Source organism: Paenibacillus gyeongsangnamensis (assembly GCF_027533625.1).
GTDB lineage: Bacteria > Bacillota > Bacilli > Paenibacillales > NBRC-103111 > Paenibacillus_G > Paenibacillus_G gyeongsangnamensis.
Genome location: NZ_JAQAGZ010000016.1, coordinates 145,809 through 168,463, shown reverse-complemented (window position 1 = coordinate 168,463; position 22,655 = coordinate 145,809). Strand labels below are relative to the sequence as shown.

The following is a 22,655-nucleotide window of genomic DNA, read 5'->3' as shown; positions in this document are numbered from 1 at the left end:
TTAGAGATCACTGCAACATCAATCGGTCCACCTACAGTTTCCCTGACCTTCGCAACTTTGGTTTTGAATGATCAAGGTTTCTGCCATAATTGCTAATTCTTCAAGGGGCATAGATTGAATAGCCCTACCGGCATCTTGTACGTCGACGATGTCCAAGTCTACAAATTTTCCGAAGTCCGACTAATATCCCTTTGCTAACGTGGTCATTTTTCAGCATGCACCGTGAGCCTGATCCCATCCGGAGCTGCCCTGCCACATCGTCGATGTCGTCTCCCGCACGAAGCTCGCCGCCGGTCTCTTTGGCCAAAAACCAGATCATGACGTTCTGCTGCTCAGGATTATAAAATTCAGTGCCTACGTATGGCTCGCCATAAAGGGAAATGACGGTATAGAGAAAGGTAAGTTCTATGCGCAGCCCCGTCTCCTCCAACATTTCACGCTTTGCCGCCTCATACACATCCTCTCCCAATCCACATAACCGCATGGCACACACCATTGCCCACTGTAGCGTCCCCGCTTTCGGCCAAGCAGCACCTTGCCGTTCCGGATGAGAATCATAGCTACGCTCGCCCATGGATTCTGGTAAAATCCACTCCCATTATAAGGAATTCTTTATCTCGTTCCGATTGTACCTTACTTCTGGCGGGCCCCTCCAATACTTGTTTGCGAAGAACTTGTTCTCGCTTGGGAGAACTCCTTATAGCAATTCTCCACTGTATTGAAACTATCTTCCCGTAACGGGATCAGAAAAATAATATATCAAGTGCAAGCCAAGCTCATTCACGATTATGCGCATATGTTTGTGTCGTAAAACAATTATGCACCTATGTTTGTGTAGCCGGACATATATATTGTTATACGGGCAATCACTCGTATATATTGTTACACATTATATGACTTGATTTTTCTAATATAAAAAAATAAGTTTTTCAAATCCTACTCTTTGTTTCAACCGAATTCAGTGAAAACTTAGTAAAAAGGATGAGTTTAGATTCACCGGTTACCAGATGTGAATCTTGCTCATCCTTTTTTAGCATGCTGCTGTTTTTTTATTAAAATAACGTACTCCGTCCCTTAGTTCACAGAGGTTCTTACTTGACGTATTCAGCCATTACAATATTTCGATATACCCTTCTGTTCCATGCACGCGAATTTGTTGCCCGTCTTTTATCAGTTTGGTAGCATTCTCCACTCCGACAACTGCTGGTAAGCCATATTCACGTGCGATAACTGCTCCATGAGTCATCAGTCCACCAACTTCGGTGACTAAGCCTTTTATGGATACAAACAATGGTGTCCAGCCAGGGTCGGTAAAGGAGGTGACTAATATATCACCATCTTCTAGATTAGCATCTTCCATGTTTAAGATGACACGTGCCCGTCCTTCTATAACTCCTGAAGAAACAGGTAGACCTACAATCGCATTAGCTGGCAGATTTTCTCGTTTGTATTCACCTGCAATGATTTCACCATCAGACGTGATTACACGTGGTGGAGTTAGCTTTTTGAAAAATTTTTCATCATCTTTTCGTTTGTTGATGATCTGATAATCAACTTTGTTTGTGCGTACGACTTCGTGAAGTTCTTCAAAAGTTAGATAGTATATCTCTTCTTTTTCATGAATAACGCCAGCTTGTACGAGCTGTTCGGCTTCTTTCAGTAAAGACTGCTTATAAACGAAGTAGCGACTAATCATGCCGTATTTTGGATATTCACGATAACCGATGAAATTCCGGATTAGGCTGATCATTCGTTTTGTCTCTTCGGCCATTTGTTTACCATCCGGTAATTGTATCAATCGATCTAATAACTCTTGTTCTTTTTCCAAAGCTTCCTGTCGCCCATGCTCAAACTTTCGATTGCCGGCATTAGGCTCAAAGTTTTTGATATTATTGAGAATCATGGGGACAAGTGTAATTGGTTTTTCACTCCAACGAGTTGTAGTAATATCGATTTCTCCGGTACATCGCATTCCATATTTATTGAGATAAGCATAGATAGCGTCTTGAGCTTCCTGTCCACCATCAAACCTAACCAGTTCATCCAAAAAGTTATCATCTTTTACATGTTGTAAATAATCAGTTACTTCTGGATAATGGCGAATCACATCTGCGACATCCAATAACTCCAGACCCATTTCCGAAGTAATATTGCCCGGTACAGATTGAGAAAGCGTATCTGCTACGTTTTTTTCACCTAACCACTCGTTCATCTTTTCATTGATCCATGATGAAGCATTCATAGCAGCCATAAACACAGCCGAACTTTGTGGGTCAAATAAGATCTTCTTTAATTGCTGAATATCTTCTAGAATAAAATCAAATAGATCTGATCCTGATTTCGTTTGGATGTTTTGTTTTAACTCTTCTATCGATGCTTGATTACTCTTGATCAAATCAGAAACGATTGACGGATTGTTTTCAATTTGAGCCAGCATATCTGTATTCCTTCTGCCGGGAATCGGTGCTGTTTTATCATTTGGTAACGATTTAATAAAATCTCCTCGCTCTATGATGGTCATAAGTGCGTCTTTTATGAGCGGATCGGATTGTCCCAAGGTATCTATTATCGTTTTTCTGCTGACAGGCGAAGCCAGATTATGCGTGATATCAACAAATAACCTTTCACCAGCTTTAAACATGGGTCGAAAAGCTGTTAACAGGAATAAAGACATTCCCAATGGTTTCATGGGGTCAGTCATCATTTGTTGATGACCAACAGACACATAGACGTGATTTTCTTGATCATTCGCCTCAGGGATGGGGTATAAAGTCGTGATTGGACGACTCTGGACAATATAAAAAGTATCATCAACCAAACACCATTCGATATCTTGTGGGCAACCAAAATAAGCTTCGATCTGTCTTCCGATGCGTGCCAGTTGTAAAATTTGTTGTTCAGTAAGTGTTTGAGTCTTTTGCTGATCAGGATCGATCTGCTTTGTCTCTGTTCCGCCTTCTTTCCGTCCATAGACAGCCAATTTTTTGGTTGCTATCCTCTTATCGACGATTTCCCCTTCCTGTACTTTATAACAATCGGCAGATACCAAGCCAGAGACCAGTGCTTCTCCAAGTCCAAAACTGGCATCGATGGATAGCAACTTTCGGTTGGAGGTAATTGGATCAGCGGTAAATAAAATCCCCGAAGCCTGTGGGAAAACCATCCTTTGAACGATAACGGATAAATAAACTTGACTGTGGTCGAATCCATTTTGCATACGGTAGATTACCGCGCGATCCGTAAATAGGGAAGCCCAACATTTGCTGATATGCTGTAAGATTGCTTCTTTGCCGATGATATTTAAATAGGTGTCTTGTTGACCGGCAAAAGAGGCATGTGGTAAATCTTCAGCAGTCGCACTAGAACGCACTGCATAAGCATGTTCCTCGCCAAACTGGGAGAGATAGTGAGTAACTGCTTTCACAACATCGGAAGGAATTTCTACTTCCATAATGATTTGTCGAATCTTCCTGCTGAGTTCACCAATTTGATCTCGATCTTCTACTTTTAGCATTGATAGTCGATCCAACAAAGCATGATACGTTTCGCTTTGTTCGATGGCTTTTTGATATCCCACTGTTGTAACACAAAATCCTTCTGGTACTTGTATTCCTTCAATTTTTGATAATTCCCCTAAATTTAACCCTTTTCCGCCAACGAGCAAAAGCTGCGTTTTTTCCATTTCCTGAACACCGAGAACCAAAGAACTCATTCAATATCTCTCCTAACCGTTAAATTTAGAAAAAACATTTGACAAGAGTTTACCGGCATGGTACACTTAAAGTGTAGGATGTAATAACTATGACCATTTAGATCGGAACCAGTCGTAATCTGATTATATCATCGTGTCTGTTTATGCGCAATATAAAAGAACCTGGTAAAACTGTCCAGGTTCTTTTTTGATTTTCCACGTAGTAGCTCTCTCACTCTTGTCCATCACCACTTCTTAACTTCATCAAACACAAAATGATTTTTATTCCTGGCGCTTCCAGTTTTCATGATTGGGAGCTGTATAAAGCCGCAGCAATTGGTATATATTCTAGGCATCATTTGGCAATCGGAATAAAAAAGCCGCGATTTACGCGGATTGTAATCGGACTATATTCTTGACACTCGACAGCTATTTATAAGGGTATTCGCTTATCCTGACAACATTGGCCGTGCTCTACATCCTTCCCCCGCAGCCTGTGGCTGGCCGTCGGCACCTACCTGGTCTGGAACTTCTGGCAGATATTCCTCGGCCTACCCATACTCCGGCAACCCAAACAACGACGGCTACTGGATGGCCAGACTCACGGGTCATCACCCTGCTCTGGCTGGCTGTCACCGCAGTACTGCTGCCCTTGGCGATCCGCCGCTGGCGGATACGGTCACTGCGCCCACCGGACACCGGAACACGCCCAGGAAGGACAGGAACCACAACTCAGGGCACCATGGTTAGATCAGCCGGCGCGGCGGGAGCGGGCCAAAGTTAACCCAGCGAGGACCATGCCGATCAGCCCCAACACTATGGCAAAGATGGCCCCGACTCGCCCGTCGCCGGTGCCGGGACCACCAGGGAATATGGTCACATGCACCCCAGCGTAGGCTATGACGATCAGGGCCATCACCAAGGCCACGATGGCCCCGCGTCGACCGGAGCCGGTGCCGATACGACCGGCGGAGCGGGCCAGAGACAGCCCACCGATGACCGCGCTGATCAGCCCCACCACCGCGTCCATCGTGGCCCAGAGTCGCCCGGGGGTTAATCCGTATCCGACATTACCGTTGGTCACTTCGGCAGAGGCAATAGTTGGCACAAGTAGAAATGTACAAAGTATTACGAATGAAACGAGCTTCATTTTCATTTGTTATCTACTCCTTTTTGTTGTTTTTACAAACTGAACAAATATCAGCTTTGAATCCTCGCTATCGAGTTCAAACAGCGCTCTCTCAATCGACATCGTACACAATTCGCAGTTCCTTCTACTTTCAAAAATTACGTTTCTCTGAATCCGATCCTCCAGATTAATTGTTCTTCTTGTTCTTCGCGGCTATTTCCCACCTTTCACAGCCAGTTTACACTACAAATGTCGAGAACTTATGCAGATCTTCCTCTCTTTGCGTGGATTTCTTTAAGAACCCACCAAATCACGGAATAATTTCGGTAAGCGATATAACTCTCGTCAATGGAAGCAGACTAAAAGGGAAATATGTGATGGGAATGGAATCGAAATTGTTGCTTGTGGAGGACGAACCAGGCATGCTGGAGGAGATGCAGACCTATTTGCAACGTGAAGGATTCCGGGTATTGACCTCCCCGAGAAAAGCGGCATCGACGTATGCCGCGAAATAAGGCAAACCTCACATTGCGGCATTATTATGGTCAAGGCCCGATCGGATGAATCGGATAAAATCGTCGGTCTGGAAATCGGTGCGGATGATTATTTGACGAAGCCGTTCAGCTTGCGCGAGCTCGCTTCGCGCATCCGAGCTTTACTTCGCCGCTTGCGTGAGCCTGAAGACGGTCAGGAAATCCAATTGACACCAACCGAATTCAAAATTCTGTTCACGCTGGCGGGTCGTCCTGGCATCGTCTTCAGCCGTTTGCAATTGTTACAGGCTGCTTTGGAGGATGAGTACATGGGATACGAAAGGACGATGGATTCCCATATCCGGAATCTTCGCCGCAAACTGGGAGACGATCCTGCCAATCCTTGATATATTCAAACGGTATATGGTTTCGGTTACCGATTCGATGAACGTTCATGAAGATGACGGTCCGCATGAAAATATATGCCTATATGGGACTGCTGGTGCTCATTGTAAGTATCACGATCTCCCTTACAACGCAAGTTTAAACAGGCAGCTAGATCGATCAATTTCAAAGGGAACAAATCGATGCCAACTATTTGAGTGCCACGCCCGAAGAGCAAATCGAAATCTTTAAATCTTATTTCATTGACAATATGCGGCTGAACGTACTGCTTAAAGTCACGCACGGCGTGCGCTTGTTCTTTTTTGTTACGATCGGGTTGTTCTTCAGTTTTTGGATATCGGGGGTGCTGACCCTCCCGCTCAAAAAGCTTATAGCAGCCATAGAGCGCGTGGCGCAGGGCAACCTGAACGTCAAAGTACCTGTAGACACAAAAGATGAATATGGGAAAGTTAACCAATCGTTCAATGATAAGACGTTTCGCTTGCGTGAAGCCGAAGAAGCCCGCAGACGATTGGAAGCCGATGTTGCTCACGAGCTTCGCACGCCGCTGTCCGTTATGCAGCTTAAACTGGAAAATTATCAGCAGGCCGGCCATTATGACCCGCCGAAATGCTGCTTCGGCTTCACGATGAGGTAATCCGGCTCAGCCAGCTTGTGGACGATCTTCATGTATTGTCGCTCGCCGAAGCGGGCCGGTTGTTGTTGCTCGATCGCAAACCGCTCGATCTGACGTTACACCTAGAACGAATCGTGGACGATGTGAAATACGAAGCGGAAGAAAACGGATTGGACATTCGCCTTTTTACGATTTCGAGGCCGGTTACCGTGATGGCCGATGCGAGACGGATCATGCAGGTTTTCTTTAATTTGCTGACCAATGCGATTCGTTACACGCCACGTGGAGGGAAGATTACAGTTGAAATCGAAGACCGGGTCATTGATCAGAATGCGTACTTTTCATGTGTCTCGGTGATCGATACCGGTATCAGAATATTGCCTGGCGACAAAAAAGCGTTCGTCACGAAAAAACAGTCGCAGAGTACCGGCGGCGATGCCGATGCCCTGCGACTGTTCGACGCGTCTTAGTTCATCTGCCTTCCTCGTCGGCCGAGGGCCCGTAGAGGCCCGGCACCGGAATATCGAGAAGCCGCAAGTAAACCCCGAGCTGCGCCCGGTGGTGGACCATGTGGCTTATTCCGAAGGTGCGAAGCGCGATCGCCCGCGGTTGGCGCAGGATGATATGGTCGCCGTTCCGCAAGGTCCATTCCTCGCCGAGCGTTTTCTCGTCGCATTCGGTTAACAATTTTTCAAGCTTGACGACGTTCCCGTCGAATTCCTCCAGCACGTCTTCGCGTCTTTCCAAAGGCTCCCGCCTAAGGGGCACGGTTGAAAGATCGAATTCCGGGTAAAGAAAAATCGCGACTTGCCAGTTCAGCAGGTTGATCAGATGCGTGGCCAGCCCGCCCAACGTCATCGATTTCACGTGCGGCTTCCACGTCATATGCTCCTCAGGCAAGCGCTCCAGGATGCGGCGCGTAGTGGCCAGCTCATGCATGGCGTCTCCGACGATCAGTTGTTTCACCATAGATTCCCTCTCCTCCCTTATAGCTAGCATACTCTAAACCCGGTCGAGTGGAAAGGCTTGTCTCGGTCGCTCGGCATCGGATGACGGTGCGACATGCAGGGCAAACATACGTCCGTCCTCTGCATCCGTGGGCTCAGCCGTCCCCGTAAACGGCCGCCGGATCCGGCAGCGGCCGGCCGATCGCGTCCGCGGTATAGCCGAAGCCGTACCCGCCGATCAAGAGGCATGAAATTACGAATCCCATACATTACTAAAATGCATTTAGTGCATTACATCAAGTATCTTCCCGTGATCGATTTCTCCGAATGGATGATCTGCGGAGGTGTGCCCTCGAACACCACCTGGCCGCCCTTGCTGCCTCCGTCCGGTCCCATATCGATGATCCAATCCGCTTGGCTGATCACATCGAGGTTGTGCTCGATGACGATCACCGTATTGCCGGCATCCACGAGGCGGTTCATAATCCCCAGAAGGTGACCGATATCTGACATATGCAGGCCGGTCGTCGGCTCGTCCATCACGTAGATGCTGCCCTTCTTAAGCAGCTCGCTTGCCAGCTTGATGCGCTGGCATTCCCCGCCCGAGAGCGTGCTGAGCGGCTGGCCGAGTGTAATATAGTTCAGCCCCACATCCCTCATCGCCTGGAGCTTGCGCACAACCTCTTTTATCTGAAAAAAATCCAATGCCTGCTCCACCGTCATCTCCAGCACTTCTGCAATTGACTTGCCGTTCAGCTTGTACGCGAGCACCTCTTCCTTGAACCGTCTACCTCCGCATACTTCGCATGGCAGCTTCACGCTGTCGAGGAATGCAAGGTCTGTATAGACAACACCCAGCCCTTGGCAGTTCTCGCAAGCCCCCTTGGAGTTGAAGCTGAACAAGCCTTGGCCCACCTTGTTCGCGGAAGCAAACGCCTTGCGCACATCATCCATAATGCCCGTGTAGGTAGCGGGATTCGAGCGTGTTGACACTCCTACCGCCGATTGGTCGATGACGATCGCATCCGGATGCTGGCTGAGGAATACTTCGTTAATCAGCGTACTCTTGCCCGAGCCGGCGACACCCGTAACTACTGTCAGCACTCCGATTGGAATATCTACACTCACGTTCCGCAGGTTGTGCAGTGTGGCATCCTTGATGGACAGCTTGCCGGATGGCTGCCTGCAATTGTGCTTCAGCTGGAGCGGCCGCTTCATATAGGTGCCTGTAAGTGTACCTACCTCCAGCAAGCCTTGGAAGCTTCCTTCATACACGATGGTACCGCCGCGGCTGCCGGCGTGAGGCCCGACGTCGACGATCTGATCCGCCAACTTGATCACATCGGGATCATGCTCGACGACAATCACGGTATTGCCCTTGTCGCGCAGCTTCTGAAGCAATCCATTTAACCGGTGTACATCACGGGGGTGCAAGCCAACGCTGGGCTCATCGAAGATGTAAGTGACATCCACCAGACTGCCGCTCAGGTGCTTCACCATCTTGACGCGCTGCGACTCGCCACCGGACAATGTATCCGTCTCACGATCCAGCGTCAAGTAGTCAAGTCCGATATCCACCAGATGCTGCAGCCGCTCCGTCAGCGACTTGACGACAGGCGCGGCGATCGCGTCGTCAATCTCCCGAATGACGCGGATGAGATGTCCGACCTCCATGGAGGAAAGCTCCGCTATGTTGTGTCCATTGATTCTGCAATTGAGCGCGGGTTGACTGAGTCTCGCGCCGTGGCAGCTGGAGCAGGTACCCTCGGTGATGTACGTCGCAACTGCTTGTTGTGTGCGCTCAGACATCGTCTTTACATCCCGCTTGATGTACTTGTTGGTGAACTTCTCGATGAAGCCTTCCACCGTAATGTTCACTGTCTTCCCGCCGAATTGCGTCGCCACTTTCCTCGCCTTGCCGTACAGCAGTTGTTCCAGCTCCTCCTCTGAATAATCACTCAGCTTCTTGTCGGGATCGAAGGGCCCCGACTGCACGATCATCGTCCAATCAAAACCGTTCACCGTATAGCCCGGCAGCATGATTGCCCCTTCATTCAACGACTTTGACTTGTTCAGCGCCTTGCTCATGTCGACGCACAGGCTGCGACCAATCCCGTTGCACTCGGGACACATGCCTTGCGGATCGTTAAACGAGAACATGTGCGCTTGTCCAACATATGGCTGACCCACTCGGGAGAAGAGATGACGGAGAATGGGAGAGATATCGGTAATCGTGCCCATCGTGGAATGGGAACCGCCGCCCAGCCGCTTCTGATCCACAATAACAGCCATGCTCAGGTTCTCGATCGCGTCTGCATCCGGTTGCGGAAAACGCGGCAGAAAGTTGCGGACGAACATACTGAAGTTTTCGTTCAGCAGACGCTGGGATTCGGCGGCGATAGTATCGAAAACGATCGATGACTTGCCGGATCCGGATACCCCGGTGAAGATCGTGATCTTCCGCTTGGGAATGCGCAAGGATACGTTCTTGAGATTGTTTTCCCTCGCCCCCGAGATTACGATATACTCCTGATTAGATTCGCTCATGCTTAACACCCTTCCGATAGTGTTAATTTCTACTTATATTCACATTGTACCATTCATCGTGCATAGAAAGTCGGGCAGCCCGAACTTGCACCTGTTATTGTGGGAACTGAACTCCTGACTTTGTAAAGAATATCTTTTCACGTTATCCACCTCTTCGGTATAAGTAAGGTTTACATTAGGGCGATCACATATCGGCTTTATCCATACGCACTTAGTGCGAACTTGACCCGAAACGACAAGAACTTGTCAGATTATCCGAAGTAGACACAAACCGGCTGCAAACTACATGCAGCCGGTTTATGTTGATTCGGGTCAAGCAGGGTTCAACTATCGTACCCATTCATTTAGCATTGGGGAAGGAGATGTTTTAGTACCCAAAGCGGTTATTGTTCCAACACCTTTTCAAGCTCGCCGCACATTTTAGTCCAGCCATACTTAGCGCCTTCGAATGCTTGAGCATTTGTGATTCCGGTTTGTTCGAGATGAAGGTTAACCTTTCCGTCCCCTAAATCCTGCAGCGTCCAGGTGACCGTATTGTTCTGCCCTAAGCTGACCCAAGTATAGGACAACCGGTTTGGTGCGTCCACGATAAGCACTTCGCAGTCAATAATTCCATTCCACCCTCCCATCGGCTGAGTACGGAACTGGAAACGGTGTCCTACGACGGGCTTAAAATCATTTTCCATGACCCACTTGGCAAGCTTGCTTGAATCGGTTAAAGCGGACCAAACCTTCTCGATCGATGTCGTGTACTGAAAATCCAAGGATACTGTTGAACTCATTCTTCTTCCTCCTCTAATAGTTGGTTCAAGCGCAACATATTCGTACTCCAGAACTTGCTGTAGAAAGCCACCCAATCTTGAATTTCTCTGAGAGGAGAAGCATTTAGCCTAAATCGCGTTTCTCTGCCGACTTTTCGGTCAAGTACCAGACCGGCCTCTTTAAGGATTGTCAAATGCTTGGATACCGCTGTACGGCCCATTTGAAACTGTGCCGTTAATTCATGAAGCGGTATCTCTTCTGCCTCTGCTAACAGACGAATCAGTCGGCGCCTAGTTGGATCTGCAATCGCGTCAAACACATCCCGCAACTGGTTGTTCTCGCTCACAACACTCTCTCCTAAATATTATTACAAAGGATAACCGTTAATTTCGCCACCTCCTCATAATTGTTTCAAGTGAACTTATTCAGGTTCCAAACTTTCCAAATGACTAGCTCTTAATTGGACACCATTTAGTGTCATTTTTATTATAGGCCACCATTTGGTGTCGTGTTAACAACATTAATATACCGATCGAGGAATACGAAAGATTATGGCCAAATATTCGGGGGAAGCCGGTCTTGTGCAAAATCTGTCGCCGCACAAGCTGCGACATTTCCTGTTAACCTGGCTTAAAGGCAGGGTATCGATGACGCGCACATACAGCCTTATTCCGGTCACGAAAGCTGCAAGTCGTTGGAGGTCTATTCAAAGCTTCCCATTACCGATGCCAATCAGGAATATAACGTGGTTATCAATGGACATTTTTAGATTGATGATAATACAAAAAAGAGCCACTCAGTGTTAGAGTGGCTCATTCAACCTAATTGTTTCTCACCAACAACAAGCCCTAATGATATCCATCGACCATTGTCTTGGGTAATGAATTGCTGTTCTGTTTCCGAAATACGTCCCAGATCACGATATTCTTCCCACCATCGAAAAGCATCTTCAAAGTAATAATTTTCTATTAGTTTAGTCATTGATTTGAGAACAAATCGCAATTCCATTTCAATGTTGAAAAACATTTTTCGAAACTCATTTTAATATCAGAATCAGGAATTTCAGCCGGTATAGGCCCTGTTAAGCCATTGGTTCTGCAATACCAGGGCTCCATATTCACTGTGGAAAACAATAATTACGGAGTCTGCGATCAGCAGTCTTTGTTGGGTCCGCAATTTCATACACCTGATGCAGCTCCGGCAATCCCTCCACTCCCCTAAACTTAACTCTCCAATAAATGCCGGCATTAGCTTCTTTATCCAGAGTTCGATGGATTCTCCATCCATCCGGAAGTGTTCAAATGGGCCATCCGCCTCCTCCTTCCATGCTGTTATCGATCTTGCATCCGTTCAAAAGCGATTTAATGAAAGGTGATTTGCACATAATGTCTTGTCTGATTATGTAGAATCGCCCCAGCCGATAATTGGGCAGGAGCGATCTCGAAGGCTTATCGGCAACGTGCGGCGCATCGGAAACAATTTTGAAAACAAGTGCTGAAGCAAGAAGTGAAGCAATTATGAAAACAAGTGGTGAAGCAATTTTGAAAACAAGTAGTGAAGCAGGTGCTGAAACAAGTACTGACACAAGTACTGACACAAGTGCTGACACAAGTGCTGACACAATTAGAGAAGCAGGTTGTAAAGCAATTAAAACAGAGGCGCGCCGGATCGGCCGCACTCTGACCATGAGGGGCTAATGGAGTCACCTCGCTCGCCGTGAAATCCGATACGTTCAACTGCATAATGTCATTTTGAAACTCATTCATTTTTGCCATCCTCCGTAAATAAAAATTAATGGAAGCCATACCGCTGCCCTGTGGGTACATCCAACTTATTCGATTCGAATGATACCTATGATAAAATATGAGCCCGACTCCGCGAATGCCACTGATTCCAAATTCCTAAATTTTGGGTGCCCGTCTAATCAGGTGTTCTGGGAAGATAAGTTCTAGACTGACGGTATTGAATTAAATGGCCTTTTCTAGTGATAAGATCGGCAGCATTTGACCAAAAGTAGCTTCTCCCTTAGCCTGGCGGGTGCCTAATTGTTTATTTGCCGTCATAAATAAGCACGGTACGCAAAACAGGGCAACCGAGTAATCCAGCCGCCCTGTTTCGTTACACTTATTCCTGAACTGTATTTAAATACCTATAAACGATCTTCCTCTACTTTCAACTTCGGCTTGCGTCTCCGGCATCTCTACATAGTCTACACCGACCACTTGAGCCCCGCTTCCGCCAAGGCAAGCAAAATCCCTTGTCCTAAACCAGTGCTAGCACCTGTTGTTATAGCTACTTTTCCTTCTAAAAATCACGAAGCCTGAGCAGAGCCTCATTTTAATATAAGTAATTGGTTAATCTCAGCGGAAGTCAACTTTCGGCCAATAAGGATATTGAAGTGAGAAAAATCAAAAGCAGAACCGAGCGGCATAATTAGCAGAATTACGATTGTATAAAGAAACGTAGCTCATTTTATTTGCCTCCTATTTGATCGTATTCACCGACGATAACAGTCTAGCAAAATCGTATTTTTCCTGCTGTGACATTTGTCGCGGTTCATTTTACTCTTTTCTTTTGGTTGGAAATCAACAATCAAGGTTAACAGAGCTTAAGTTTAGATAAAAAACAAGAATCCCACCAGCATGTATATAGGTGGGATTCTTGTTAGCAACCATAATAATGTCTCATGCGAACTCCATGCTTGTTAGGAAGCTTGACCTCATTAATTAATGAGTTGTGTTATGTGTTGAGTTTATTTGTTTACATAAATTGAATTATGTTACTTTCACAATGCTAAGGGGTAACTGACAAAATGCGTCGACTACCGTATCAAATTCATTCGCTTTGATTAAACTTACATTCCCGTTAGCCACCCATGCTCCTTTAGTATTCGACTCCCCTTCACGCGTTTAATCGTCCTTTCCCTAGGTGTATAAAATTACCCAGTAATAACAACAATAAACATTGTTCTCACTGCATCCCGATTCGTCCACGGAGGACATGGATATGAAGTCTGACCCGATCGATAGTTGTGTTGACAATGTATTGAATGAATTATATCGTCGGTTCAAGGATAATGATTTGCTCATCGTCCGGCACCTCGACATGGAGGAAGGCCACCCCGTCGCATCCCTTGCTTACTTAAGCGCTATTGTGGACGAAAAAAGCCTCAATCGAGAGCTCGTAGGCACGTTAAGCGATGACCTTCAGCATGCGAAGGGTCGCAAGGACGCCTTTTATGCGGAGTTGATGAACCGTTTGGGCACGGCTAAGCTGCTTCCGCAAATGGAGGAAGTCGTGCGGTTTATTGTGAATGCCGGCATCGTTCTATTTGTCGAAGGTCGCATCGAAGCTTACGGCATTGTACTGCCGGGCTACGAGACGCGAGCGGTGGAAGAGCCGAAAATTGAAGTAAACGTGCGGGGACCGCGCGAAGGGTTCACCGAGGAGCTTCAGAAAAACTTGGGCATGGTGTACCGGAGGCTGAAGACACCCGATCTGAAATCGGTGCCGTTCCATATCGGGCAGCAGAGTCAAACGAAAGTGACGGTCCTCTACCTGGAAAACCGGGTCGACGAAGCTGTCCTGGCAGAAGTTAAAACGCGCCTGAATGCCGTTCAATTGAATGTTCTGATCGACAGCGCGCAATTGGAGGAATGGATTCAAGACAGCAAATATTCGCCATTACCCCAAATAATGAATACGGAGCGTCCCGACCGTGTTGTCGCTGCTCTGAATCACGGAAAAACAGCCATCTTGACAGACGGGACTCCTAACGCATTAATCGCACCCTCTTCGTTCATCGATTTCCTCCATTCCAGCGAAGATTTATACGAACGGTTTTATTTCGCCAATTTTTTGCGGATACTGAGGGTCATTACGTTGTTCATCTCATTATTAGGGCCGTCATTGTATATCGCCTTAACTACGTTTCACATGGAAATGATTCCGACGCCGCTCATGCTCGCTTTCCTTTCGACCAAAGCGGGAATTCCCTTCCCTACCTTTATCGAAGCTTTGATCATGGAGATCGCTTTCGAGGTCCTTCGGGAAGCCAGCCTTCGCCTGCCTCGAGTCTTAGGGCAATCCGTAAGCATCGTCGGCGCCCTCATTATCGGGGAAACAGCCGTCGACTCCGGGATCGTCTCGCGGCCGATGGTGATCGTGGTCGCCATGACAGGCATCGCCTCTTTTACGATCCCTCAGTTCAGCACCGCCATCTCGCTTAGAATGCTGCGCTTTCCCCTCATGTTCGTCGCCGCATCTACAGGCGTGTTCGGTCTTGCTCTTGGGGTATTCACGATCTTGGTGCATTTGTGCTCGCTGAAAACGTTTGGCAAACACTATATCCCTTTATTCGACGGAAAAGGGTGGCGGAACGTACTCGAACGCTATATCCTGTTTCCGATTCAACATAGAAACATACAAACTTCAGGGACTGGTCGGCAGGATGATGAAGCTCGTTAAATGGACTTTGCTGTTTGGCGCAATTCTGACGTTCGCTGCGGGATGCTCGACAGACATCCGGGAAATCAGCGACGTTGCTTTGGTGATGATGACCGGAATTGATTACGATAAGCAACAAAACAAATTTACCTTTACCGCTTACTGCATTTTGCCTTCGGCCACCAGCATGGAAAAATCAAGCAAGCAACATGAATGGGTGGCAAGCGCACAGGGCAACTCCATCATGGACGCGGGCCGCAACCTGCGAAGCCGCGCCGGCAAGACAATGATCTGGCAGCATGACAAATTTTTCATCATCGGACAAGAAGCTGCGACTCACGCCTTCTATGAAATTCTCGATTACATGGCCAGATCGCGCGAAATCAGAATGTCCAGCTACATCGTCGTCAGCGAAGGGAATGCGGCCGATAAGCTAGGGATCAAATCAGAGACCAACGATCTAGTCGCGAACGATTTTATGGCTAGAACGGCCAACCAGCATCTATGGGGCAAGAGCGTCTCCTTGATGGTGAAAGACGTTTCGAATTTGTTTTCAAATCCATACCGCGGATTCGTGACGGGAAGACTGAGCTTGGAGAAGCCGGCAAACAGTTCAAAGGAAGTGCTCGTCCTCAGCGGCAGCTCCGTCTTCAATAAGGGCAAATTCGTTGCTTGGCTGAAAGGGAAGGATACCATTACAGTTTATTTGCTCTCGAGGAAAAGAGAATGGAGCAAGCTGGAATTCCCGGTAAAGGTCAAATTCGACTCCGCCAATGTAACACTGCTCATGCAGAATCCGAAAAAAAAATTTCACTTCCGTCTAACGGACGAAGGTCCGGCGCTGGACGTCGACGTAAACTTAAAAGCAGCCCTTATGGACATGGACCGCAGCCTGCAGCTGAGTCGGCCTGATACATTGGAGCAATTGGAGCGAGCTGCCAACAAACAGATAGAACAAATGATCGCCAGTAGCCTGAACCATTTTCAAAAAGAATTAAAAGTGGACGTGCTCGGTTTCTCCGATTATATCCGTCAGTATCATCCGAAGGAGTGGAACCGCATGAAAGACAAGTGGGATGAGCTCTACCCGGCCATGCCCGTGCGGGTTCAAGTGAACTCGCAGTTTTCAAAAATCGGGATGAGACAGATACTGGAGGAAAATTAGCATGATTACTGCCCTCGTTTGCATCGCGAACTTATTTTACGGGCTAAGGCAAACGATCAGAATGTGGAAAAAAAGGCAAAAGGCCGAAGCGGTTCTGCTTCTTGTTTTGACTCTTTTTATTACCGGCTACTTCGTGCCGGCCACTGCGGCATACTGGCCGACAGTGCAAAAGGTGAACCGGGCTTTGTTCCAGCCTTTATCCGATTATGTGCTCCATCTTTTGCAAATTCATGTGGAGGAATTATAATGGGCGCCAAGGAGAAGATCACTAACTTCCAATTCGGATGTCTTTGCTTTACTTATTTATCGGGCTTCTCGACGCTATTTTTGTATAACGCGAAGATTTTGCAGCAGGACGTGTGGATCGCCAACTTGCTGGGCGTTATCGGTGGTATTTTTGTTATGTGGCTGATGAAGTATGTGCAGCTTCAGCATCCTAACAAGAGCATGACCGAAATAATCGAGCTTTTGCTCGGAAAATGGCTGGGAAAAGCGATCATCTTCTTCTACCTCATCGATTCGGTCGGACTTACGGTTTTGACGCTTCGTGCGTTGTCGTTGTTTTATATGACAGCCATACTTCCATACACTCCACCCGAACTGATTATACTGATGTTGGTGTTGGTCACGTCGTATGCTGTTTATTTAGGACTCGAAACGATAGCTCGTACCGTTCAGCTGATGCTGCCGCTGTTTCTGGTCTCGATAACCATTATCTGTGTGCTGATCCTCCGTAACGTAGATACTAATCCATTTTTGCCGCAATTTCAAAGCCGTCTCTCGGATATCGCTTACGGAGCTCTGCTTTCTTTTTCTTTTCCATTTGGAAAAGCGATCGGTCTCGTCTTCTTGTTCCACAGAGTCGGTAACTTGAAGAAACTTATGCTCAGCTCCTCTGTCAGCCTGATCCTCACTAATGTATACCTGCTGATCGCAATCTATTTAACGATCGGCTCGCTCGGCATGAATCTGACGAAATCGGCGATGTACCCTTTCTTTTCTTCCATTCAATTAGTACGAGTCGGCCTTTATCTAGAGCGGATTGAGATCATCATCATCGGAATTTGGACGATATTTACTTTGTTCGAGACTATTGTAACGCACTATTGGTTCATGCAAATCTTCGGAGATGTGTTTCGTATAAAGGATGCGACACCGTTCATTTTACCGATTGGGCTATTGTTTTTCGCCGTTGCCTTGCGCAGCTTTATTCGCCCGACAGAGCTGGATTGGTATAATTACACGATTCTTCCCTTTTCGATATTGCCTCCTGCCTTAATCATCCCGCTCGTCCTTGCCTTCTTAACCCTTATTAAGAAACAAAGAGACCATCTGCGTCCGGCTGGTGAGAGGACAAGACGTTAAAACATCATGGTCCCTTTTGACTCTACAAGGTGCAAAAGAATCCGGTAGCCCTTAAACTCTAAAGTTCTTGTCATCGTCAAATGAGAAGAACTTTATCCCATAAAATGAAAAAGCCGCATTATATGCGACTTTTTATGAGATATTGTTCTTGACATCTGACAACCAGTACGACAATAATTGCGGATTTAATGAAATATCCGATCTTACATGCCCCACCAAGGAAGATTTGCATAGGGGTAATAGCTTTCTTCATGCCCTTCCCTCAAAGCAGTGTAAAATTCCTTGAAGTTATAAGTTGGCTTATAACCAAGCCGTTCTTTCGCTTTCTCGATCGACCAATGCGTATACCCCCACATTTGTAAAAGCTCTTCCGCTTTTTGTCCTCGCCGCGCGATCAACTCTGAAAGTCCCGGATACCGTTCTTCCATGAACGAAGCCGGCTCTTTTCTAAAACAGTTAAGTTCTTCCTTGGAAAATGGGACTTCCGCCATAATGTTAAAAGCATCGAAATCAATCGAATCATTCTCAAGTCCAAGCAGGAAGGCTTGCGCCACATCCCGGTCATCAACGCCGCCTTTCAGCAAACGGAAGCCGTACCGGATGTAGTCCTCCGGAACGAACATGCCCAACCGGTAGGCAATCGTTGAAATTCGGTTGCTGCGGTTGTAATATTGCCCGATCTCTTCACATAAGGTTTTGCTCATGCCGTAGAAGTCTTTAGGCTTCAAGGGGAGTTGTTCCGTAACCGCAGCAAAGCCATCCTGCGACCCTTGGATACTTTTGCCGTATACGCCCATCGTACTGCATAATAAAATTTTACCGACCCCGCATTCTAAAGCGGCATCATAGACGTTATACGTTCCCTGTACGTTTAATTTCCAAAAATCATCCCGTGAATATTTGGAGAGATGAATTCCGTGCAAAGCGGCGGCATGAACGATCGCGTCCGAACCTTGGACGGCTTTGAGTACATCCGCCTTATTCGTTACATCTCCTCGAATAAAAAGGTAAGGAGTTTCAATGTCCCGATAATCCATCAGAACCGGCTCATACCCTTTTTCCTCCAAAGCTGGACCGAGAACCCGTCCAAGATTGCCGCCGGCGCCTGTAATCAAAACTTTCATGCTAGTAGGCTCCTTTTATCCACGTAATATTTGTTGAATAAATTCGGCTTCTTGAGTAGTCAGCGGTTTGCCGGCAGCCTGGGCATTGGATTCCACTTGGCGGGCATTTTTAAACCCGGGGATGACACAGGCATTTGGAGATTTTGCCAGAGCATATTGAATGGCTGCTCGAACCAGATCCTGCGCTTCGCTGCCGAGGCGCTCCTTGATGGGCTGAAGTTTGCGGCGGATTTCAAGCAAACGTTCCCGTGAATAGGACTGATTGGATGAACGGATATCTCCCTCACCGAACTGAGGCGGGTTATCTGGATCAAACTTATCCAGCAGCAGCCCCTGGGCTAGCGGGCCAAACAGCACCATGCCCACATTTTGTTCTTCTGCCCAACGGAATAGATTGGTTTCCGGTTGATCGAATTGATTACCGAATGCATTGTAATGGAATTGCAGAACATCCGGACGAGTTACCGGGCAAACCCGCATAAAATCCGCATAACTGTATGCAGACTGACCGATAACACGTACTTTGCCTTCCTTCTGCAGCTCGCGCATCATTTCAGCCGCATCTTCAAGAAATTGGTCATTCGGGCCGAAATTCGCATTATGAAAATAATAAATATCCAAATAGTCCGTGCCCAAATTCGTAAGCGTCTGCTCGAGCTGGTGACGAATATGAATCGGCTGCATCGCGTTCGGTGCGGTCCCCTTGAACCAGCCTACTTTGGAAGCAATAATGACGGATTCACGCGGAACCTCCTGCAAAAATTTCCCGATCACCCTCTCCGAATGCCCGTCACCATACACATCTGCCGTATCGAAATGATTAATGCCGAGTTCATGCGCCCTACGCAAACCTGCAAGTGATTCGTTATCATTGTTGCCGGACCAACCCACGGGATTCCCATCCCGCCACGACGGTCCTCCTATCGCCCAACAGCCCAAGCTGACCTCGCTCACCTTTAAACCCGAACGTCCCAATACACGATATTCCACGATATCACCTCTTTAAATAATGATTATGCTTCCGGTCCTTGCCCGACCGATTGAAGGCGCCGCTTCGCTTCCTCATAAACATCGGCCGGCAGCGAGCCCTTCACGGCAATCCGTAAATTTTCCGCTAAATGCTCCGGGTTCTTGGTCCCTACAATCGTACTAGCCATATGCGGATGACTGAGCGTAAAACGCAATAAGAATCCGGTACGGCTTTCTCCTTCATCCAGGAGCTCATCTAACCGAGCCTTCTCCCAGACGGCCCAACGGTCCTTATTCCCTAGCCCCGCTCCCGGCTCACCTCGACCGACGCCGCCCCGAATGATGGTGCCCGCGCCCGATCGCGCTGCGTCGGAAATAACGTTCTCGTGGTCTCTTTCCAAGGCCGAGTAAGGAATCTGGAAGCTGTCGAACACGCCGGACTCAATGTATTTCGAAATATGCGGTAGCGTGGAGGAAATGCCGATCCAGCGTACCTTGCCGGATGTCTGGATTTCTCGGAGAATTTCCACCAGGTTTCCTTCCTCGGTCTGTTCGACGGTCGGATTATGGAGTTGGAGCAAATCGATATAATCCGTTTTCATTCTCTGCAAGCTCGTTTCAATGTTATGGAGAAGATTATCCCTCGTCCATACGTGAGGCGTTTCATCGTGATCCCCGCAATTGACGACCGTACAACCGCACTTGGTGGCCAGGATATATTCGCTGCGGCGGCGGCTGATGAAGCGACCGATATACTCTTCGCTTAAACCGTAATCATACGCGGTATCGATGAAATTGATGCCAGCATCGAGAACGGCATTTAAAATTTGATCCGCCTCATCATCCGTAACGGGTCGGCCGCTCCAAATCCGCGGTCCGCGAATTTCCATCGCCCCGAAACCGAGTCGTGTCACCTCTAGCCCTGTTCTGCCCAGCACTGTTTTTTGCATCCTGATTCCTCCCTAACGATTTTTTGTAATGCCTGCCTCATATTCCTTAAGAAAAGTACCGAAATTATAGCGGGGAACATACCCGAGCTCGTTCCTCTCTTTAGTCAAATCCGACACGCGAATCTGGTTAGGGAGCTTAAAATCATGCTTGCGAATCATCTCTCCTGCGCCTGGATACGTCTTATCCCATACTCCGATCGGAGATTCCGAATACTCTTGCAAATCCTCCTCGGTAAACGGGTCTTGTCTAATGATATGATAGTACCTGAATGGCGTCGGGCAATTTACCGCTTGGACGACTGCTTGAATCACGTCCCGGCGGTCAACTCCGCCATGCAGCATCCTTTCACCATAATGAAGTAGATCGCGAAATGGAGTAAAGTCCGCCGGCCGGAGCATGATCACCTCGATCCCGTGCCGTTCGTGGTAAAACTCGCATAGCTGCTCGCCGATTTTTTTCGTATACGAATAGAAGCTGGAGCCGTAAAAGGACATACTGGGTAACCAAACGACACGACGGACTTGGTTACGAACAGCGGACTGGAACATATGAAACGTGCCTGTTACATTCAGATCATAAAACTCTTGCTCCGAGTGCTTCCCCGTATGTATGCCATGATAAGCGGGGGTATGGATGATGATGTCTACTCCTTGGGACGCCTCATCTAATGTTCCAGGCTCCCGAACGTCAGCTTCATAAAATGAAAACTCCGCATTGACTTTCGCCACGTCCGATAGACGCAGCTCATGATCTTCAGAAAGCGCTTCCGCCGCTCCGGAGCCTACGCTCCCTGATGCACCTGTAATAAGTATGTTCAAGGTCTTTTCTCCTTTCCCTACGTTTAAATTTATTATAAAAGAAAAACTGCCACCTAATAAGAACTGAAAAGTTTATCAGTTAGTTACCTTCATGTAAGCAATGGAATTATTATCTCCCTGCTTCAATCTAGGGATCACCTGCGCAGCGCTAGTGATTGAGGCCATTGCTTGGTGAAGCCTATTTGGCGTTGCCGGAGTCGATGCAGGTCCTGTTGTTGAAGTCCCGCCCGATGTCATCGGCTTCTTATACCTTATCGGCTTGGAAACTACTGCGCCTTGCGGCGTTTCGATTTCTAACACATAATGCTGTGTTTGATCGTGCCGTTGTCGCTCGCGTACAGGTCAAAAGTAAGGTCGCCTACGGAATAAAATAGGATGCTGGGAATCTTCCCCAGAAAATTTACGCGCTAGGATAACCGGCTACACCGTCCTTGTCTTACAAGGACCAGCGCGTTTACCAGGGTTGATGCGAGGCTATAAGTTGCGAAAACTTATATATTCTTATTAACTAATAAAAACCTCCCGCCCTACTTTCAAAGTGGTGGTCGGGAGGCTTTATTGTATTGATTATATAGCGATCGCGCGCATTCGGTCTATTCTTCACGTGATTTTTGGACCAATCGTTTGGCTGCATTACGGTCTGAGACCTGTAGCTTGTTTAGAATGTTCGAGACATAGTTGGCCACCGTCTTATTGCTGATATGCAGTCGTTTGGCGATCTCGGCGTTATTGTCACCCTCCGCAATCCGCTCCAAAATTTCCAACTCGCGTTTCGTGAGCTCTGAGAAGGTAGGATCATCCGAAGGAACGGTGTGTGGCTGGGAAAAATATTGCATCATCCGGCCTGCAATATCCGAGCTAAATACAGCACCGCCGCTGCCTGCCATCCGAATGGATTGCAGCAGCTCATCCTCGTCCGAATCCTTAAGGATGTAACCTTTTGCGCCTACCCGCATCGCGGTAAAAACCGATTGGTCGTCTCTAAACATCGTCAGGATCAACACCTCAATCGCCGGGTGTTTCTCTTTGATCAAACGCGTCGCTTCGATACCATTAATACCGGGCATTCGGATATCCATAAGCACCAGATCGGGCTGCAGCTGCTCCACAAGCGCCAACGCCTCCTCCCCGGATGCCGCTTCCCCAACGACTTCAAGATCGTCCGTGGTCCTCAGCAAGTTGCGTACACCGCTGCGAAATAACGGATGGTCTTCTGCAATAACGATTCTCAACGCCCATTCTCCTCC

At 47.6% G+C, this 22,655-nt stretch carries 20 protein-coding genes and 1 pseudogene; 8 read left to right on the top strand and 13 right to left on the bottom strand.

Features of this window, described 5'->3' with window-relative positions; all coding sequences use genetic code 11:
• Positions 1 to 124 precede the first annotated feature (124 nt).
• The 3 genes from O9H85_RS23400 to O9H85_RS23390 all read right to left on the bottom strand — a co-directional run bounded on the left by O9H85_RS23400 (position 125) and on the right by O9H85_RS23390 (position 4,847).
• Entirely contained in the window at positions 125 to 484 is a 360-nt protein-coding gene (locus tag O9H85_RS23400; RefSeq protein ID WP_269883830.1) for an NUDIX domain-containing protein, read from the bottom strand.
• 627 nt (positions 485 to 1,111) lie between these two features.
• A complete protein-coding gene (gene ppsA / locus O9H85_RS23395) occupies positions 1,112 to 3,712 on the bottom strand; it encodes a phosphoenolpyruvate synthase (protein WP_269883829.1) in 2,601 nt (866 codons plus the stop codon).
• Positions 3,713 to 4,442: 730 nt separating this feature from the next.
• Positions 4,443 to 4,847, bottom strand: coding sequence for a DUF6223 family protein (locus O9H85_RS23390; RefSeq protein ID WP_269883828.1), 405 nt, complete (start codon positions 4,845 to 4,847; stop codon positions 4,443 to 4,445).
• Between the two features lie 356 nt (positions 4,848 to 5,203).
• Between O9H85_RS23390 and O9H85_RS23385 the strand changes: the two are divergent.
• From O9H85_RS23385 to O9H85_RS23375, 3 genes and pseudogenes are all read left to right on the top strand, one after another.
• A pseudogene (locus tag O9H85_RS23385) lies at positions 5,204 to 5,700 on the top strand (response regulator transcription factor).
• A 191-nt stretch (positions 5,701 to 5,891) separates the two neighbouring features.
• Positions 5,892 to 6,335 (top strand): HAMP domain-containing protein, encoded by a 444-nt coding sequence (locus O9H85_RS23380; RefSeq protein ID WP_269883827.1) that lies wholly within the window; start codon positions 5,892 to 5,894, stop codon positions 6,333 to 6,335.
• On the top strand, positions 6,308 to 6,784 hold the full coding sequence (locus O9H85_RS23375) for an ATP-binding protein (RefSeq protein ID WP_269883826.1): 477 nt from the start codon (positions 6,308 to 6,310) through the stop codon (positions 6,782 to 6,784). The genes O9H85_RS23380 and O9H85_RS23375 overlap by 28 nt, the downstream gene beginning before the upstream one ends.
• A gap of 1 nt (position 6,785) precedes the next feature.
• Here the strand turns inward: O9H85_RS23375 and O9H85_RS23370 are convergent, their stop codons facing one another.
• The 5 genes from O9H85_RS23370 to O9H85_RS23350 form a co-directional block, all read right to left on the bottom strand.
• Complete coding sequence (locus O9H85_RS23370; protein WP_269883825.1) at positions 6,786 to 7,283, bottom strand: DinB family protein; 498 nt, start codon at positions 7,281 to 7,283, stop codon at positions 6,786 to 6,788.
• A gap of 269 nt (positions 7,284 to 7,552) precedes the next feature.
• On the bottom strand, positions 7,553 to 9,808 hold the full coding sequence (locus tag O9H85_RS23365) for an excinuclease ABC subunit UvrA (protein WP_269883824.1): 2,256 nt from the start codon (positions 9,806 to 9,808) through the stop codon (positions 7,553 to 7,555).
• A gap of 383 nt (positions 9,809 to 10,191) precedes the next feature.
• Positions 10,192 to 10,590: an SRPBCC family protein gene (locus O9H85_RS23360; protein WP_269883823.1), complete on the bottom strand. Its 399-nt coding sequence runs from the start codon at positions 10,588 to 10,590 to the stop codon at positions 10,192 to 10,194.
• Positions 10,587 to 10,916, bottom strand: coding sequence for an ArsR/SmtB family transcription factor (locus O9H85_RS23355; RefSeq protein WP_269883822.1), 330 nt, complete (start codon positions 10,914 to 10,916; stop codon positions 10,587 to 10,589). Before O9H85_RS23355 ends, O9H85_RS23360 begins: the two co-directional genes overlap by 4 nt.
• A 470-nt stretch (positions 10,917 to 11,386) precedes the next feature.
• Entirely contained in the window at positions 11,387 to 11,596 is a 210-nt protein-coding gene (locus tag O9H85_RS23350; RefSeq protein WP_269883821.1) for a hypothetical protein, read from the bottom strand.
• 455 nt (positions 11,597 to 12,051) lie between these two features.
• Between O9H85_RS23350 and O9H85_RS23345 the strand changes: the two genes are divergently transcribed.
• The 5 genes from O9H85_RS23345 to O9H85_RS23325 all read left to right on the top strand — a co-directional run bounded on the left by O9H85_RS23345 (position 12,052) and on the right by O9H85_RS23325 (position 17,546).
• The gene (locus tag O9H85_RS23345) at positions 12,052 to 12,267 is read left to right on the top strand and encodes a hypothetical protein (protein WP_269883820.1); all 216 of its coding nucleotides are present in this window, start codon (positions 12,052 to 12,054) and stop codon (positions 12,265 to 12,267) included.
• 1,309 nt (positions 12,268 to 13,576) lie between these two features.
• Positions 13,577 to 15,037, top strand: coding sequence for a spore germination protein (locus O9H85_RS23340; protein WP_269883819.1), 1,461 nt, complete (start codon positions 13,577 to 13,579; stop codon positions 15,035 to 15,037).
• Positions 15,021 to 16,181, top strand: a complete 1,161-nt coding sequence (locus O9H85_RS23335; protein ID WP_269883818.1) for a Ger(x)C family spore germination protein — start codon at positions 15,021 to 15,023, stop codon at positions 16,179 to 16,181. Before O9H85_RS23340 ends, O9H85_RS23335 begins: the two co-directional genes overlap by 17 nt.
• A gap of 1 nt (position 16,182) precedes the next feature.
• Entirely contained in the window at positions 16,183 to 16,428 is a 246-nt protein-coding gene (locus O9H85_RS23330; protein ID WP_269883817.1) for a hypothetical protein, read from the top strand.
• Complete coding sequence (locus O9H85_RS23325) at positions 16,428 to 17,546, top strand: GerAB/ArcD/ProY family transporter (protein WP_269883816.1); 1,119 nt, start codon at positions 16,428 to 16,430, stop codon at positions 17,544 to 17,546. Before O9H85_RS23330 ends, O9H85_RS23325 begins: the two co-directional genes overlap by 1 nt.
• A 203-nt stretch (positions 17,547 to 17,749) precedes the next feature.
• Here the strand turns inward: O9H85_RS23325 and O9H85_RS23320 are convergent, their stop codons facing one another.
• The 5 genes from O9H85_RS23320 to O9H85_RS23300 form a co-directional block, all read right to left on the bottom strand.
• Positions 17,750 to 18,670, bottom strand: a complete 921-nt coding sequence (locus O9H85_RS23320; protein ID WP_269883815.1) for an NAD-dependent epimerase/dehydratase family protein — start codon at positions 18,668 to 18,670, stop codon at positions 17,750 to 17,752.
• A 15-nt stretch (positions 18,671 to 18,685) separates the two neighbouring features.
• Positions 18,686 to 19,660, bottom strand: coding sequence for an aldo/keto reductase (locus O9H85_RS23315; RefSeq protein WP_269883814.1), 975 nt, complete (start codon positions 19,658 to 19,660; stop codon positions 18,686 to 18,688).
• 23 nt (positions 19,661 to 19,683) lie between these two features.
• A complete protein-coding gene (locus O9H85_RS23310) occupies positions 19,684 to 20,589 on the bottom strand; it encodes an aldo/keto reductase (RefSeq protein ID WP_269883813.1) in 906 nt (301 codons plus the stop codon).
• Between the two features lie 12 nt (positions 20,590 to 20,601).
• A complete protein-coding gene (locus O9H85_RS23305) occupies positions 20,602 to 21,408 on the bottom strand; it encodes an NAD-dependent epimerase/dehydratase family protein (RefSeq protein ID WP_269883812.1) in 807 nt (268 codons plus the stop codon).
• A 593-nt stretch (positions 21,409 to 22,001) separates the two neighbouring features.
• Complete coding sequence (locus tag O9H85_RS23300) at positions 22,002 to 22,640, bottom strand: response regulator transcription factor (RefSeq protein WP_269883811.1); 639 nt, start codon at positions 22,638 to 22,640, stop codon at positions 22,002 to 22,004.
• Positions 22,641 to 22,655 lie beyond the last annotated feature (15 nt).

What these genes read in the sequence shown, in the direction of transcription:
- O9H85_RS23320 (WP_269883815.1), bottom strand. Translation starts at nt 18,670, where the DNA reads ATGAAAGTTTTGATTACAGGCGCCGGCGGCAATCTTGGACGGGTTCTC.
- ppsA (WP_269883829.1), bottom strand. Translation starts at nt 3,712, where the DNA reads ATGAGTTCTTTGGTTCTCGGTGTTCAGGAAATGGAAAAAACGCAGCTT.
- O9H85_RS23325 (WP_269883816.1), top strand. Translation starts at nt 16,428, where the DNA reads ATGGGCGCCAAGGAGAAGATCACTAACTTCCAATTCGGATGTCTTTGC.
- O9H85_RS23370 (WP_269883825.1), bottom strand. Translation starts at nt 7,283, where the DNA reads ATGGTGAAACAACTGATCGTCGGAGACGCCATGCATGAGCTGGCCACT.
- O9H85_RS23360 (WP_269883823.1), bottom strand. Translation starts at nt 10,590, where the DNA reads ATGAGTTCAACAGTATCCTTGGATTTTCAGTACACGACATCGATCGAG.
- O9H85_RS23330 (WP_269883817.1), top strand. Translation starts at nt 16,183, where the DNA reads ATGATTACTGCCCTCGTTTGCATCGCGAACTTATTTTACGGGCTAAGG.
- O9H85_RS23400 (WP_269883830.1), bottom strand. Translation starts at nt 484, where the DNA reads ATGCGGTTATGTGGATTGGGAGAGGATGTGTATGAGGCGGCAAAGCGT.
- O9H85_RS23350 (WP_269883821.1), bottom strand. Translation starts at nt 11,596, where the DNA reads ATGTTTTTCAACATTGAAATGGAATTGCGATTTGTTCTCAAATCAATG.
- O9H85_RS23340 (WP_269883819.1), top strand. Translation starts at nt 13,577, where the DNA reads ATGAAGTCTGACCCGATCGATAGTTGTGTTGACAATGTATTGAATGAA.
- O9H85_RS23390 (WP_269883828.1), bottom strand. Translation starts at nt 4,847, where the DNA reads ATGAAAATGAAGCTCGTTTCATTCGTAATACTTTGTACATTTCTACTT.
- O9H85_RS23365 (WP_269883824.1), bottom strand. Translation starts at nt 9,808, where the DNA reads ATGAGCGAATCTAATCAGGAGTATATCGTAATCTCGGGGGCGAGGGAA.
- O9H85_RS23310 (WP_269883813.1), bottom strand. Translation starts at nt 20,589, where the DNA reads ATGCAAAAAACAGTGCTGGGCAGAACAGGGCTAGAGGTGACACGACTC.
- O9H85_RS23375 (WP_269883826.1), top strand. Translation starts at nt 6,308, where the DNA reads ATGCTGCTTCGGCTTCACGATGAGGTAATCCGGCTCAGCCAGCTTGTG.
- O9H85_RS23335 (WP_269883818.1), top strand. Translation starts at nt 15,021, where the DNA reads ATGATGAAGCTCGTTAAATGGACTTTGCTGTTTGGCGCAATTCTGACG.